Annotated in this window: 12 protein-coding genes and 4 tRNA genes; 9 read left to right on the forward strand and 7 right to left on the reverse strand. The window is 43.2% G+C overall.

The genetic code is table 11. From position 1 onward, the window contains the following. The first annotated feature begins 80 nt into the window (after positions 1-80). The 5 genes from ACEN2L_RS19385 to rluB all read left to right on the forward strand — a co-directional run bounded on the left by ACEN2L_RS19385 (position 81) and on the right by rluB (position 4,184). On the forward strand, positions 81-926 hold the full coding sequence (locus ACEN2L_RS19385; RefSeq protein WP_441745772.1) for a PHP domain-containing protein: 846 nt from the start codon (positions 81-83) through the stop codon (positions 924-926). 74 nt (positions 927-1,000) lie between these two features. Then, positions 1,001-1,621 carry an L-threonylcarbamoyladenylate synthase gene (locus tag ACEN2L_RS19390; RefSeq protein ID WP_306023705.1) on the forward strand — a complete coding sequence of 207 codons (621 nt, stop codon included), beginning with the start codon at positions 1,001-1,003 and terminating at the stop codon, positions 1,619-1,621. Positions 1,622-1,636: 15 nt separating this feature from the next. Beyond that, positions 1,637-2,476 (forward strand): segregation and condensation protein A, encoded by an 840-nt coding sequence (locus ACEN2L_RS19395; protein ID WP_441745773.1) that lies wholly within the window; start codon positions 1,637-1,639, stop codon positions 2,474-2,476. After that, positions 2,476-3,147, forward strand: a complete 672-nt coding sequence (scpB, locus tag ACEN2L_RS19400; protein WP_441745774.1) for an SMC-Scp complex subunit ScpB — start codon at positions 2,476-2,478, stop codon at positions 3,145-3,147. The genes ACEN2L_RS19395 and scpB overlap by 1 nt, the downstream gene beginning before the upstream one ends. Further along, positions 3,147-4,184, forward strand: a complete 1,038-nt coding sequence (gene rluB, locus ACEN2L_RS19405) for a 23S rRNA pseudouridine(2605) synthase RluB (RefSeq protein WP_441745775.1) — start codon at positions 3,147-3,149, stop codon at positions 4,182-4,184. The genes scpB and rluB overlap by 1 nt, the downstream gene beginning before the upstream one ends. A gap of 216 nt (positions 4,185-4,400) precedes the next feature. Here rluB and ACEN2L_RS19410 read toward each other — a convergent pair whose 3' ends face one another. Further along, on the reverse strand, positions 4,401-6,023 hold the full coding sequence (locus tag ACEN2L_RS19410) for a response regulator (RefSeq protein ID WP_306023709.1): 1,623 nt from the start codon (positions 6,021-6,023) through the stop codon (positions 4,401-4,403). A 348-nt stretch (positions 6,024-6,371) separates the two neighbouring features. Continuing rightward, the gene (locus ACEN2L_RS19415; protein ID WP_441745776.1) at positions 6,372-8,204 is read right to left on the reverse strand and encodes a protein adenylyltransferase SelO; all 1,833 of its coding nucleotides are present in this window, start codon (positions 8,202-8,204) and stop codon (positions 6,372-6,374) included. Positions 8,205-8,370: 166 nt separating this feature from the next. Here ACEN2L_RS19415 and ACEN2L_RS19420 point away from each other — a divergent pair, with 166 nt between their 5' ends. After that, entirely contained in the window at positions 8,371-8,892 is a 522-nt protein-coding gene (locus ACEN2L_RS19420; protein WP_441745777.1) for a hypothetical protein, read from the forward strand. 84 nt (positions 8,893-8,976) lie between these two features. Here ACEN2L_RS19420 and ACEN2L_RS19425 read toward each other — a convergent pair whose 3' ends face one another. The 5 genes from ACEN2L_RS19425 to ACEN2L_RS19445 all read right to left on the reverse strand — a co-directional run bounded on the left by ACEN2L_RS19425 (position 8,977) and on the right by ACEN2L_RS19445 (position 11,551). Continuing rightward, positions 8,977-9,147, reverse strand: coding sequence for a hypothetical protein (locus ACEN2L_RS19425; RefSeq protein ID WP_441745778.1), 171 nt, complete (start codon positions 9,145-9,147; stop codon positions 8,977-8,979). 68 nt (positions 9,148-9,215) lie between these two features. After that, positions 9,216-10,481: a Y-family DNA polymerase gene (locus ACEN2L_RS19430; RefSeq protein ID WP_441745779.1), complete on the reverse strand. Its 1,266-nt coding sequence runs from the start codon at positions 10,479-10,481 to the stop codon at positions 9,216-9,218. Continuing rightward, positions 10,481-10,885: a S24 family peptidase gene (locus ACEN2L_RS19435; RefSeq protein WP_441745780.1), complete on the reverse strand. Its 405-nt coding sequence runs from the start codon at positions 10,883-10,885 to the stop codon at positions 10,481-10,483. Before ACEN2L_RS19435 ends, ACEN2L_RS19430 begins: the two co-directional genes overlap by 1 nt. 488 nt (positions 10,886-11,373) lie before the next feature. Beyond that, positions 11,374-11,449: transfer RNA gene (locus ACEN2L_RS19440), tRNA-Val, on the reverse strand. 26 nt (positions 11,450-11,475) lie between these two features. Continuing rightward, a tRNA-Val gene (locus ACEN2L_RS19445) sits at positions 11,476-11,551 on the reverse strand. Between the two features lie 262 nt (positions 11,552-11,813). Between ACEN2L_RS19445 and gltX the strand changes: the two genes are divergently transcribed. The 3 genes from gltX to ACEN2L_RS19460 all read left to right on the forward strand — a co-directional run bounded on the left by gltX (position 11,814) and on the right by ACEN2L_RS19460 (position 13,666). Beyond that, complete coding sequence (gene gltX, locus ACEN2L_RS19450; RefSeq protein ID WP_306023063.1) at positions 11,814-13,223, forward strand: glutamate--tRNA ligase; 1,410 nt, start codon at positions 11,814-11,816, stop codon at positions 13,221-13,223. Positions 13,224-13,323: 100 nt separating this feature from the next. Continuing rightward, a tRNA-Ala gene (locus ACEN2L_RS19455) sits at positions 13,324-13,399 on the forward strand. Positions 13,400-13,590: 191 nt separating this feature from the next. Further along, positions 13,591-13,666 (forward strand) — tRNA-Glu (locus tag ACEN2L_RS19460). Positions 13,667-13,799: the final 133 nt, after the last annotated feature.

A 13,799-nucleotide genomic window follows, 5' to 3' on the forward strand; every position in this document is an offset into this window, starting at 1 on the left:
TTGTTATAAGTTAAATAAAAAAGTCCTAGCGGGCAAACTAAGCAAGTGAAAAACTCACACTACCTGACGAAGTCCACCCAATGAAAATAGATTTGCACAGCCACACTTACTACTCAGACGGCCAATTATCGCCCAAGGAGTTGATTGATCGTGCGCACAACATGCAAGTAAATGTGCTAGCAATTACCGATCACGATACGGTGGATGGCATTAATGAAGCCCTCGATTATCAGGCAAGCTTGAGGCGCGAGATGCAAATCATGCCTGGTGTCGAAATTTCGACTTCGTGGCATAACTTCGATATTCATATTCTCGGTTTACATGTTAATCATGGCGATACGCAATTTTTAGCTCGCTTAGCCCAGCAAAGTGCTGAGCGTGACCGTCGAGCACAAGAAATTTCAGACAAATTAGCCAAAGTGGGTATTGCAGGAGTGTTTGAACAAGCCAAAGAGCTTGCTGGTGTAGGCCAGATTACCCGCGCTCATTTTGCCCGAGTACTGGTGAATCGGCAGCTGGTTAACGATATGGAAGCGGCCTTTAAAAAATACCTTGGTAAGGGTAAAAAAGCCCACGTAAAACCCCAATGGATCAGCATACAAGAAGCGGTTACGTGGATCCAAAACGCAGGAGGCAAAGCGGTGCTGGCGCATCCAGGCCATTACGATCTCACTACCAAGTGGTTAAAAAGGCTGGTGGCTGAGTTTGCCCAGGTCGGCGGGGATGGCATGGAGGTGATCCATTCTCATTTAAGTTCAGAAAAGAAAAAATTGTTAGTTGACTTAGCAAGCGAACATGATTTGCTTGCCTCAAGTGGCTCTGATTTTCATTATCCAAATCGCTGGACCGAGCTTGGCAAGAACCTCACCTTACCATCCACGCTTGTACCAATATGGCGTGATTGGAATTTAAGCGGTATGATTTAACTTAAAGCCAGTGTCAGTACTAGCTGAGCAAAACCATTTCCACTTGCTGTGACAGTAACTAAGGAATTCAAAGAATGAGTCAGTTTTTTTATATTCACCCCGACAACCCGCAAACACGTTTAATTAAACAAGCGTGTGAATTTATTCATAAAGGCGCGGTAGTGGTGTATCCCACCGATTCGGGATATTCAATCGGCTGTCATATGAATGACAAAGAAGCCCTTGAGCAAATCTGCCGTATACGCCAAATTGGTAAAGATCATAATTTTACCCTCATGTGCCGTGATATGTCTGAGCTATCTGAGTACGCACGGGTGGATAACGTGGCGTTTCGTATGATCAAAAATAACACGCCAGGTCCCTATACATTTATCTTAAAAGCCACCAAAGAAGTACCGAAACGTTTGCAAAACCCCAAACGTAAGACAATCGGTATTCGAGTGCCAGATAACAAAATTGCCTTAGCGTTATTAGAAGAATTGGGTGAGCCACTAATGTCTACCACCTTGATACTACCCGGTGAAATTGTGGCTGAGTCTGATCCAGATGATATTCGCGATAAACTTGAACGTCAGGTTGGCTTGATTATTCATGGTGGTTCTATTGGTGAACAACCAACCACGGTGATTGATTTGTCGGAAGGCGAAACTACGATCATCCGTCATGGCAGTGGCGACGTTAGTCCTTTTGTTTAAGTTAAAGGATTCGATTTGACCCAATCTTCTGACATCAAGTTATCGCGTTTTTCACAACACGATCCTGTGCAGCAACCGCTGCCATTGGCGTTTGTGAATGGCGAAGCTTTGATTGAAAAACCAGAAGATTTGTACATTCCGCCTGACGCGCTTGAGCTTATCCTTGAAGCTTTTGAAGGGCCATTAGATTTGTTGCTGTACCTGATTCGCCGACAAAAATTCGATATTGTTAATTTGCCGGTTTACCAAGTTACTTTGCAATATATGGAATATGTTGAGTTGATGAAGGACCTCAAACTTGAATTAGCTGCCGAATATTTACTTATGGCGGCTATTTTGGCTGAGGTAAAGTCACGCTTACTGTTACCCAAGCGGCCAGATGCTGACGAAGATGAAGACGATCCCCGCGCCGAATTAATAAGACGTTTAAAAGAATATGAATTGATCAAACTCGCGGCACAAGAACTTGATGCTGTTCCTCGTATGGAGCGTGATAGTTTTCAAGCAAAAGCACAGGCAGCTGAATCTGTCGCCCCGATCCGCATTCTGCCGCAGGTAAGTTTGCAAGAATTGGTCTTAGGTTTTCAATCTGCGATGCAACGAGCACAAGCTTTTGAACATCATCATATTGAAAAAGAAGTGCTGTCGACAAGGGAGAGAATGAGTTTGATCCTGGAAAAAATTACTGCCACGCATTTTACTGGCTTTGATGAATTATTTCATGCCAGTGAAGGCCGAGCCGGTGTTGTAGTGACGTTTTTAGCGGTGCTCGAACTGGCAAAAGAAAGTGTGATAGATCTTGTACAAAATGCGCCATTTGCCAACATTCATATCAAATTGAAAGAGGCACAGTAGTGGTTAAAATTTCTAAAGTGCAACTAAAGCAATTAGTTGAAGCCGCTATCTTTGTTGCAGACAGTCCGATTAATCGTGAGCAATTACACAGTACTGTGCTAGAGGGCTTGACCTTGAGTAAAACGGCTCTCAACGATGTATTAAAAGAACTGACTCTCGATTATCAAGCACGCGGTATACAACTGGTTGAAGTGGCCTCGGGCTTTCGTTTTCAATCTGCAGACAGTCTTAGTCCGTGGCTTAGTAAATTATGGCAAGAGCAAGCCCCTCGATATTCCAGAGCCATGCTAGAAATCTTGGCTCTGATTGCTTATCGTCAGCCCATTACTCGCGGAGAGATAGAAGACGTGCGCGGTGTGTCGGTTAGCAGTCATATTATCAAATCATTGAGTGAGCGAGGCTGGATCAAAGTGGTTGGCCACAAAGAAGTGCCAGGCCGACCTTCACTTTATGCGACAACCAAGGGATTTTTAGACTACTTTTCATTAAAAAGTTTAAGTGAGTTACCCAGTGCTGACACCTTTGTCGAGATGCAAAGCCAGTCTCAAGCACAACATTTATTTTCTAGTGCATCTGCAAATAGCAGCACAGATGATGCCCCTTTAGTCCAATCTGTTGAGCCTGATGTGATAAACGTTAGTGCAACAGATGAACCTGAGCAATTACATTAATGAGTGATAAATTACAAAAAGTATTGGCCAATGCAGGCTTCGGCTCTCGACGCGAAATGGAAACCTGGATCGAGCAAGGCAGAGTGTCGGTTAACGGCAAACTTGCCACTTTGGGCGATCGCGTTGAAAACGAAGACAAAGTTAGGGTTGATGGCAATTTGATTAGCCATGAGCAAGAGTCGGTGATCTGCCGTGTATTAATGTACAACAAACCGGAAGGCGAGTTATGCAGTCGTAAAGATCCTGAAGGCCGTCCAACGGTATTTGACCGTTTGCCCACTATCAAAAATGGTCGTTGGATTGCAGTTGGCCGCCTTGACCTTAATACCAGTGGTTTATTGTTATTTACCAATGACGGTGAGCTTGCAAATCGCCTGATGCATCCTAAGCATGAAGTTGAACGTGAATACGCAGTACGTGTGTTCGGAGAAGTTGAACCCGATCATGTAAAACGTTTGCAAAAAGGCGTGAAGTTAGAAGACGGGATTGCTAAATTTACCTCGATCAGAAAACTCCCCACTGACGAAGAAAGCCTTAATAGTTGGTATCACGTTACCTTATCTGAAGGACGAAATCGTGAAGTGCGCAGAATGTGGGAATCGCAAGGTTTGCAAGTGAGCCGCTTAATTCGGGTACGCTATGGTGCACTTGAATTACAAAAACGCTTACCGCAGGGGGGGTGGATTGAATTGATGCTGCCTGATGTAAATGCCTTGCGTTCGAGTGTGCAATTGCCCGATGAAAAGGAAACATTGATTAAACTCGACCCGGGTAAATTGGATCACGTGAAGCTGAGCCGCATGCGTCGCTCGGTGAAAAAACATCGTGTCAATCAAGCCAACAAAAGCCGTACGGGGAATGTCACAAAGGAAAAAGTGCCAGCAGAAAAGCCACGTAGCCCTAAACCTGTTGCTAAAAAGCCCACTGAATCTACTCGCTCAGATTCCACGAATTCCAGCAGAAAACCGAGCAATAAAAAACGCAGTGATAAACGACCAGCGGGTAAACAGCAAATTCGATCAAGACAAGGGCAGTAGATAATCGGCGAAGTTAAACGGTCTTCTGAGTCTCTAAACTATTAGGTCTTGCAGTTGATATACGCCTTAAAATTAGGCGTATATTGGTTGCGTTTGCTTTTTGTGAGGGCTAACACCAATGAAGCTGGTCAAGATTATAAAGCGCTTGAGTTACCCACAAGTACCAAAAATCTTGTAAGTGCTTAAGACGATGCTTGCGATCTTACTGTTAAGATCTCAAGCCATGCCATCAAGCACGCTGCGGACCTTATGATACCGCTCTTGTTGCTCTTCGCTCAACACACTATTTTCAACGGTTTTTATGCATTTTTTCACGAGCTGATTATTGCTTTTTGTTCCACCCAGACTGCTTGATTTAGCGGCTATTAATTGCAGTAAATTCAATGCAATAGAAGCGTTTTTGGGCATGATGGTGTAAGCCTGCCTGAAGCTATCAAAGGCATTTTCTACATCACCGTTACGATAAAAGTTAACCGCATTGTTGTTCAATTCACGAGAGCTGCACTTTATAGTGGATTTTTCTTGGATCTCTTGGTGAATGTAGTGCAGAAATATCTCACCTTGATCGGGTTGGTTTTTACAGCGAAATTCAATTTGCGCTAAGATGGCCTGCGCCCGCTCATGCAACCCCACTTCATGGAAGGCTTTGGCTTTATCTAATAAGGCATCAATACCTTCGTTTTCCCAATTGTCTTCGTCGAGTTGTTCGATTAATACCCGGGCCTTTTCTTTTTCGTTTTCTAGATAGAGCAAACGAACATTGATCACTTTCATTTGTTCTTGCAGTTCGGCCTTGGGAAACGCGACTTTTAATTGTCTGACGTATTCATTGGCTTGACGTACAAGTTTATCGGTATCACCTTCGTCAGCTGTCATGGCGTAATCAATACCGGCACGGGCCACATTTAAGTAATTTTCAGGTTTGTCATGAATGGAATTTTTGGCAAAACGTACAATCTTTTTGGCGGCGTCAAACTGGGTTTCGTAATCGTGAGTAATACGAGATAAATCTAATGCGGTTTTATGTCTGCGTATATTTCGGGGTGAAATTTCGCTGGCCATCAACACACATTCAAGTGCAGTATCGAAATCGTTTTGTTTGATTTGTAGCGCCGTTAATAAATCATAGGCCGCCAGTTGTGACTCTGGTTTGAATGCTAAACGCAGAACTAATTTTTCAGCTGACTCGTCTTCATCTAAATGCAGGTAAGCATTGATTAAACCTAATTGCGCCCAAGCAAAGGTTTGTACTTTTAAAATCGCTAAATAAAAGTCTTTGGCTTGGGCATACTGCCCACAAGCACACAGCATTTCACCTTTGATCTTCAGGGCAAGTGGAAAAAACTCGGAGTTTTTGGGGTTGGCTAAAAATAATTCTGTTTCTGATAAGGCACGTTGAAACTGGTTTTTTTCAATGTTGATGTAAACGGTGTGCAACACCTTTTTACGAGCCAGCACTCGGCTTAAGCGCCGGTCAAGTTCTTTTACGGTAAAGGGTTTGGCTAAAAAATCGTCCGGTTGTAATTCGATAATACTTTGGACCAAGTCTGAATTGGTATCGGCGCTGATAAAAACAAAGGCCGTACTTAACGGTAACTCACCATTGGTTTTAATTTCATCATAGAAATAATAGCCATCCTGTTCTCGTTTTAAATTATACGAACAGATAATGAGATCATAACGTTGATTGCGAATAGTGGTAAGCGCCAAGCTTATTTTGTCTACATAGGTAATATCCCCAAAGCCTAATTCTTCTAGGGAATACTTCATATAGCCTTTGGCAAGAACCTGATCGTCAACAATCAGTACTTTGGTATCTTTAGCGAGTTGCAAATTCATTAATGGGCGATCTTCCTATGGTCTTTTAGGTTATCGTATGAATAGCTAAAAAAATAAGCTTTTAATTGCAAATAATTGAATACACTGGTTTTAATCAATACAGCCAACTAGCGTTTTACGATTGGTAATTAAGATGCCTGAAAAAAGCCTTGAATAAAAGAGCAGTGATAATCGAAATAACAAATAGTAGGAAAAAGAAGTAGTGAATAACTTATTTAAAAAGCACTGAGTATCTTAACGGCTCCTTGTTGTAGCAACGTTAATTTGGTTATTTAACTGGGGACTATCACAGTAGTAAAATAGCAGCCGTTCTAGACTGCTCTCTCTGGCTAGGCTGTTTTAAAAAAATCACGACGAGCAACTGTAATAAGACAAACCACCGACATCAAAATATTCAGGTGGTTTGCGCTTATAATATTTGTCTTCCATTTCCTGTGATTGCTCTGCATAAGGCTGTGTCATAACGTCCTGCAGCTCTCGAACCAATGTGTAGTTTCCTGTATTTGCTTGCTGATAGGCAGGCACAACAAACCACTCTCTTAAACAATATTTAGGGTTGACAAGCTTCATTTGCCTAGAGAGTTCTGCACGAGAACAGGGGGAATCAACATGAGCGCTGCAAATGAGCAAGTTCCATTTTGTGAGCCACGCTGACCAGCGTTTTTCTATTTCCTTTGTAGAGTTGTAAAAGCTTTTTTTGAGTGGCTCAATATCATCCGGTAGGGTTGATAGCTCACGAAAGAAAATAGTGTAATCGACAGGCGTTTGTACCATAAGAGTTTGAATCTCACTGAATAACTCTGAGTTAAATGTGCCAATGCCCAATTTTGCTGCCCACATTTTCTCCATTTTTGCTTGCATCACTTGCGAAAAGCCAAGTTGGATCGCTTCAAGCTGCGGCAAATAGTCTTGATCTGATTCAATTAAAGGGCGCAACGCAGTACAAAACATTTGGAAGTTGCGCTGTGCTGCTACTGGTTGGTTTAAAAACGAAAAGTGGTGCCCGCCACCCGTCCATGACTGAAAGTGCGGATTGAACACATCGCAGAAACCAAAAGGCCCATAATCAAGCGTAAAGCCGCCGGCTGCGCAATTGTCGCTATTGAAATTGCCCTGACAAAAACCAACTCGGATCCAGTTGGCTATGAGAGAGGTCAGTCGCTGACAAAACTCATCAGCCAGCAAGATCACTTTTTCGGGGAGACCTAGGGTTTTATCGATAACGGCAGCGTATTCACGCTCAATCAAGTGCAGAACAATCTGCTCGAGTTCTTCCATGGCGTTGGGGTGTTCATTGCTGCGCGCACGGCGAGCGAAAAGTTCAAGTTGCCCGACCCTGATGAATGAAGGTGCAACCCGTGTTGAGATGGCGGCTGCCTCCGATATGAAGACGTCAGGATCCCCAGATTGAGCTGTATAGGAGTACCATGGCCGATTGACTCTCTGTGTTTTCGACACATATAGACTCAGAGATCGTGAAGTAGGTACGCCAAGCGAGTGCATGTGCTCTTGGGCCAAGAACTCTCTGATACTTGAGCGCAGAACGGCACGACCATCGGCACCGCGGCAGTAAGGCGTTCGCCCACCACCTTTCAATTGCATTTCCCAGCGATGACCTTGAATGACCGCTTCAAGCACAGAAATGGCGCGGCCATCACCATATCCATTGCCGGTGCGAAACGGGCATTGCTGAGAGTATTCGGTGCCAAAAATTGAAAGTGCATATCCAGTCGCCCAACCAACGTTACGCATCGGCATTGGCACGTGTGACATGTCGCCCGAAAACAAGCGAACGAAGTCAGCTGTTTCTGCCAAGCTATCAGCAAAACCGAGTTCGTGAAAAAGGTGTTTGCTGTGTGCTACATACTCAGGATCGACAAGTGGGGTAGGCTTAACGGGTACATAGTGGCCAGTGAACACTTGGCGTGGAATATGGTCGGCTCCGTCTGTTTTTGCATGAGGATCGCAGTTGAGCGTGTCCATTAGCGAGTAATTGACCAACGTCGCGAGGTCATCGAGTGTCGCAATGCTTGGAATGCGTGTCTGCTGGATCATTTTTAATTCTCGAATTGGCTTAGTAGCTGGATTATCTATTGTCCCTGAACCATTTGGATAAGCAAACTTTTCAAGCTTGATTACAACGGCATGGGCTTGAACAAGACTCTTAAAAATTTGAATCATGATTTTAAATCGATTTAAAAGCAGAAGGTAAATTTTACGCACCTTGTTGGAGAGCATTCGTTAATTTTCCGGTTTGTAGCCAGCTTAAAAAACTATGATTTCATGGTGGTGCGTGAGGGGTAGTGAATCACCTCTTTCGTATTCACTCTAAATTATAGGTAAGAAGATGCAAAAATTAGTTTTACGAATAGCCGATTTATTGGCACCAAGTGGCGACATGTATGAAATTTTTAAAAGTTATGTCGAAAATAAATACCCTACACCCTCCTCTAAAGAGGATGTTGAATGGCTTGGAGGCGAATTTACCGTTACTTATGCTTACGGCGCTGGAACTATCGATATAGGAAACCTATTGACGCTCAATAAAGGCCTATTAGGGATTTTTGACGTTCCAGAGGGAAACGTTTTCCTTACTCATGGCAATATTATGCGAGCGATGGCTGCGGATATTTTGAAGTTTGTAATCAAGGAAGAAAGTGGTTTGGATGTTGAGCAATTTTTAGAGCAGGTAAACGTTTCTGATGAATTTAGCAACGAATACGAAAGGATACTAACATACGTGCTCGACGGTGAAATCGATTTAGTTGGAGTGTTTATGGCTCATTATTTATCGGATTATGGGGCGTTGTATCAAACAGTTTTAAAAACAACTACCTTTGAGGATTATTTAATAACACCCAAGACTTAAAACCCTGAGGGTTCGTTACCTTGTGCAGAGCCCATTCGTTTAAAATAAATAATTTAAGATGGACCTTTTATTTGCCAGAGTTCATTACTTTTGCACTTCAAAAGGTTTTGAATGTCGGTTTCTAGATTGACTAGGCAGATACTTTTTTTCTGACTTTTCCTGCGCTTCTTTAACATGTGCATATATCGCTAATAAGCCAACCACTAAGAAGGCTAGGGCCATTGTTGCCACAAAAAGCATTTCATTGTCATTCATTTCGTTATCTCCCGATTTTTTAGACGGTATGTAAGCTCAATTAACTTAACGCTTTTCTCCCGGTTTGCCTAACAAATAATCTTGGGAATATCGCTCCATCGGGTCGTGTATTGCGGTGATAAAAACTCTCGCCGCATTGCAAATTTTTGCTCAAACCCTTTTGCCGCAATGTGCACGGTCGAGCGGCCAAATCGTGCATTGATGGTGTCGATACATGACATTAATTTTGGACTATCGGTCGATTGATCAAATAGGTCGTGCTGGAACAATTCCTCTCTGTGCAAATCCACTAAACCTACACCGCAGCGATAGTACCTGATGCCGGGTTTAAAGAGTGTCTGCATGGCCGCCTGCGTCACATTGATAATATTTCGTGTGTCATTGGTTGGTACCGTGAATCGGTGAAAGTATGACTTGCTAAAAAAAACTTCACTGTCATGGGGGGAGCTACTTGCAAAAACGCTCATTGCGCTGGTTAAACTTTTTTGTCGTCGTAGTTTACTTGCCACAACTTCAACGTGCGAGGCTAGGGCACTGTGTAATTGAGTTGCATCAGTTATGCGTTGACCAAAACTGCGGGTACTGTATATCTCTTTTTTTGCTGCTCTGACGCCATCCCAACTATGACGGACTTCGCCGTTTAGCTCCCGTACAGTGCCCTCAACTAAAATAGAAAAGTCTTTTCTTATTTTTGTAGGATTTTGATTGGCTAAATCCCACGCGGTTTGAATGCCCATGACGTTTAAGCGTCTGCCTAATCGATTGCCGACACCCCATACATCGGCCACTCCCATACGTGACAAAATAAGCTTTCGCTTCACTTCATTGTCGATAACGGCCACGCCATTAAAACCCTCTATTCGCTTCGATGCATGATTGGCCGCCTTAGCAAGCGTAGGTGTCAGACCCATACCAATGCCGATAGGTAATCTCACTTCTCGCCATACCGTTTTTCGGATCGCTGTTGCTAGAGCGTCCCAGCCTTGAGGGGGCGCAGAGCTGCCTTTACCATAATACAAAAAGCACTCATCAATCGAGTATACATTGATGTCAGGCGCGAAGCGGGCACACGTATCCATCATCCGCTGACTCAAATCGGCATAGAGTTCATAGTTACTCGACCGTATTACTGCCCCCGCTTTATCAAGTGCTTCTTTGACTTGAAAGTAGGGGACGAACTTCTTACCAATTCCCATACGCTTAGCAATACCGCACGCTGCACAAATACAGCCATCGTTGTTGGTCAGCACAACAACAGGTTTGTTCCGTATTGCGGGATCAAAGACTTTTTCACAGCTCGCGTACATGCTGTTGACATCACATAGAGCGTACATCAAAGCTTCTTTTTAAACGGGCGATGCAATCTGATTGAACGCGTGACTACCCCTTCGATTTGAAACTCGTCGCCTTCACGCAAGAAGTAAGGCGGAAAGCCGCGGCCTGATGACATTAAACATCGCTGTAACTTGTCTATTTTTTTGCACACAAATACCCCTTTAAGATTGGCAACAACCACATCTTGGTCTTTGATAGTCTGAGCGCGGTCAACGATAAGTAAGTCACCGGAAAAGATACCTTCACCTTTCATCGACTCACCATCAGCCACACCGATATACGTAGCCGATGGATGGTCAATGAGAAGTTGGTCTAAATCAAGTCCGAGCTGAGTGTACTCAGCGGCTGGAGACTCAAAACCAACAATGCCTGCATGGGCTTTTATAGGAATGAATTTCAACATATACTGTTATTATATACAGCATTAATGTACTGTCACGAGTTGTTTAATAGCTTTGAAGTAAGAAGGCGTGATGTAAAATTTACGCTTATGATTTGCCTGTAATTTGATGAATGAGCTTTCGGTTTTGGTGAGATAGTCAATTTAACAAAGTGTTACTATCTATCGTTGCCATCTAGCAACAACGGCTGCGGAATAACTGATCTTCCCCCGATCTTGTTGACAGGAATTTTACTTTGAACAAAATTCTTCGAAAAATATGAAGTTGATTAATTGAAATTATTTCACAGAATCAATTTCGAGAGTTTTGTGCCGTGCAATTCATACATGCCTAAAGGTACCGCAAACAATGAGCTAGAGGACGGGGACAGTTCGGATTTGCCACGTTTTAGGCACAGATTCGCCACGTGTTATGACACCTAATCTCGATTCGCTCGAATCTTATCAGGTTGTATTATGATAAAGTTGTTTATAATCAGAGAGATAAGAGATGGTGGACGCTACTGGGCTTGAACCAGTGACCCCCGCCTTGTAAGGGCGATGCTCTCCCAACTGAGCTAAGCGTCCGGGATATTGATTTTATTGAAGAAATTTGGTGGACGCTACTGGGCTTGAACCAGTGACCCCCGCCTTGTAAGGGCGATGCTCTCCCAACTGAGCTAAGCGTCCAAATTTCTCTTACTGTTTAGCGTTATTGTTTAAACAATCGCGCTGTCGTGTAAGTGGGGCGTATTATAGGGAGGCGCTTTTTAGTGTCAACATAAAATTTAAAAATAATGGTTAAGTGTTTAAAAACTCAACGACAAGGCCGCTATTGTTGGATTATTAGACAACTTCAGGAGGTTTTTAGTGAAATTCCGAGTAAGCCTTTTGTTTAAGGCTGATAGGCTGGTAAAATGCGACCAAATTTTTATTAGGATATTATCATCACATGACAGTGGTTACTCGTTTTGCTCCCAGCCCAACAGGCTTTCTTCACGTCGGCGGCGCTCGCACGGCTCTTTATTCTTGGTTATATGCAAAAAGCCAAGGTGGCAAATTTGTATTACGTATTGAAGACACGGATATTGAGCGCTCTACTCAAGAAGCTATAGATGCAATTTTGGAAGGCATGGAGTGGTTGGGCTTAGTGTGGGACGATGGTCCTTACTACCAAACCAAACGTTTTGACCGTTACAATGATGTCATCGACCAACTATTAGCGCAAGGTAAGGCTTATAAGTGCTTTATGCCTGCTGCTGAATTAGATGCTATTCGTGAAGAACAAATGAGTAAAGGTGAAAAACCGCGTTATCCTGGTACGTGGCGTGATAGAACTGACCACCCTGAAGGTCAACCTTTTGCTATTCGTTTTAAAACCCCACAAAGCGGTTCTGTTGTTGTAAAGGATCACATAAGAGGCGATATCACGATTGCTAACTCGGAATTAGATGATCTTATTATTAGGCGCACTGATGGTGTACCTACGTATAATTTCTGTGTAGTGATAGACGATTGGGACATGGGTATTACCCACGTCGTCAGAGGGGAAGATCATATTAATAACACCCCCAGACAAATTAATATATTGCAAGCCTTGGGCGCACCTATTCCTGAATATGCACATGTATCGATGATTCTAGGTGATGATGGTAAAAAGTTATCAAAACGCCATGGTGCCGTGAGTGTTATGCAATATCGCGATGATGGTTATTTGCCGCAAGCCTTATTAAATTATCTTGTCCGTTTGGGCTGGTCTCATGGAGACCAAGAAATATTTTCGTTAGCAGAAATGATTGAACTGTTTAGTTTAGATGACATTGGTCAATCAGCTTCGGCGTTTAATACTGATAAGTTAATTTGGCTAAATCAACACTATATGCGTTCATTACCCGCAAACGAAGTGGCGAAATATGCAAAATGGCATTTTGAGCAACAAGGTATTGATATCTCTAATGGGCCAGCTTTAGAAGCCATCATTTCTGTTCAAGCTGAACGTGTGAAAGATTTGAAAGAGCTTGCTAGTATTAGTCGCTATTTTTATGAAGACTATGAGTCTTTTGACGAAGCTGCAGCAAAAAAACATTTGCGTCCAGTCGCGAAAGACGCACTGGAATTGGTAAAAGCAAAGCTGCTTGCTTTAACTGAGTGGAACACTGAAACCATTCATCAAGCGATTGATCAGACGGCTGAAGAGCTTGGGGTAGGGATGGGTAAGGTTGGCATGCCGTTGCGTGTTGCGGTGACTGGAAGTGGTAATTCCCCTTCACTTGATCAAACGTTAAACTTGTTAAAACCTGAGCAAATTGAACAACGTATAACCAAAGCGCTCGAATATATAGCAGTCAGAGAAAATTCCTAAAAAAATCGTTGACAGCTTAAGAGCAGATGCCTAGAATGCGCCCCGCTGTCAAGGAACGACGCGAGAACAAATTTTGAAACATTAGTTTTGAAAAATGTTTGGGGCCATAGCTCAGCTGGGAGAGCGCTTGCATGGCATGCAAGAGGTCGGCGGTTCGATCCCGCCTGGCTCCACCAAGTATCAGGGAACGTTCGTTTTAAACCTAGTTAAAACGAATATGAAAAGAATTAGACGGACTCGGTTTTCCGGGTTTGCAGAAATGTTACTAAGCGTTGTTTTGATGCTGTAAAGTAAGGTCGCTCGGTTCGCTGGCTCACCTCTCCTTACAGAAAAATAGCAAAGCTCCGCTTTGATTAGCAATTTTTCTGTCCCCATCGTCTAGAGGCCTAGGACACCGCCCTTTCACGGCGGTAACAGGGGTTCGAATCCCCTTGGGGACGCCATATTTTCGATGTTTAAGGATTAAACATTGAAGTCTGTAAAAAGACAAACAAGGAAGGTCTTACAATACCTAGATTGTGAGATAAACAGTTAGACGGGTTCAGCTTTGCTGAATTTGCAATAAATCTCAAAAGC

Origin of the sequence: Flavobacterium sp. W21_SRS_FM6, from assembly GCF_052119645.1 — a bacterium.
Taxonomy (GTDB): Bacteria; Pseudomonadota; Gammaproteobacteria; order Enterobacterales; family Alteromonadaceae; genus Paraglaciecola.

What these genes read in the sequence shown, in the direction of transcription:
- ACEN2L_RS19430 (WP_441745779.1), bottom strand. Translation starts at nt 10,481, where the DNA reads ATGTACGCTCTATGTGATGTCAACAGCATGTACGCGAGCTGTGAAAAA.
- ACEN2L_RS19420 (WP_441745777.1), top strand. Translation starts at nt 8,371, where the DNA reads ATGCAAAAATTAGTTTTACGAATAGCCGATTTATTGGCACCAAGTGGC.
- ACEN2L_RS19410 (WP_306023709.1), bottom strand. Translation starts at nt 6,023, where the DNA reads ATGAATTTGCAACTCGCTAAAGATACCAAAGTACTGATTGTTGACGAT.
- ACEN2L_RS19385 (WP_441745772.1), top strand. Translation starts at nt 81, where the DNA reads ATGAAAATAGATTTGCACAGCCACACTTACTACTCAGACGGCCAATTA.
- gltX (WP_306023063.1), top strand. Translation starts at nt 11,814, where the DNA reads ATGACAGTGGTTACTCGTTTTGCTCCCAGCCCAACAGGCTTTCTTCAC.
- ACEN2L_RS19435 (WP_441745780.1), bottom strand. Translation starts at nt 10,885, where the DNA reads ATGTTGAAATTCATTCCTATAAAAGCCCATGCAGGCATTGTTGGTTTT.
- ACEN2L_RS19425 (WP_441745778.1), bottom strand. Translation starts at nt 9,147, where the DNA reads ATGAATGACAATGAAATGCTTTTTGTGGCAACAATGGCCCTAGCCTTC.
- ACEN2L_RS19390 (WP_306023705.1), top strand. Translation starts at nt 1,001, where the DNA reads ATGAGTCAGTTTTTTTATATTCACCCCGACAACCCGCAAACACGTTTA.
- rluB (WP_441745775.1), top strand. Translation starts at nt 3,147, where the DNA reads ATGAGTGATAAATTACAAAAAGTATTGGCCAATGCAGGCTTCGGCTCT.
- ACEN2L_RS19415 (WP_441745776.1), bottom strand. Translation starts at nt 8,204, where the DNA reads ATGATTCAAATTTTTAAGAGTCTTGTTCAAGCCCATGCCGTTGTAATC.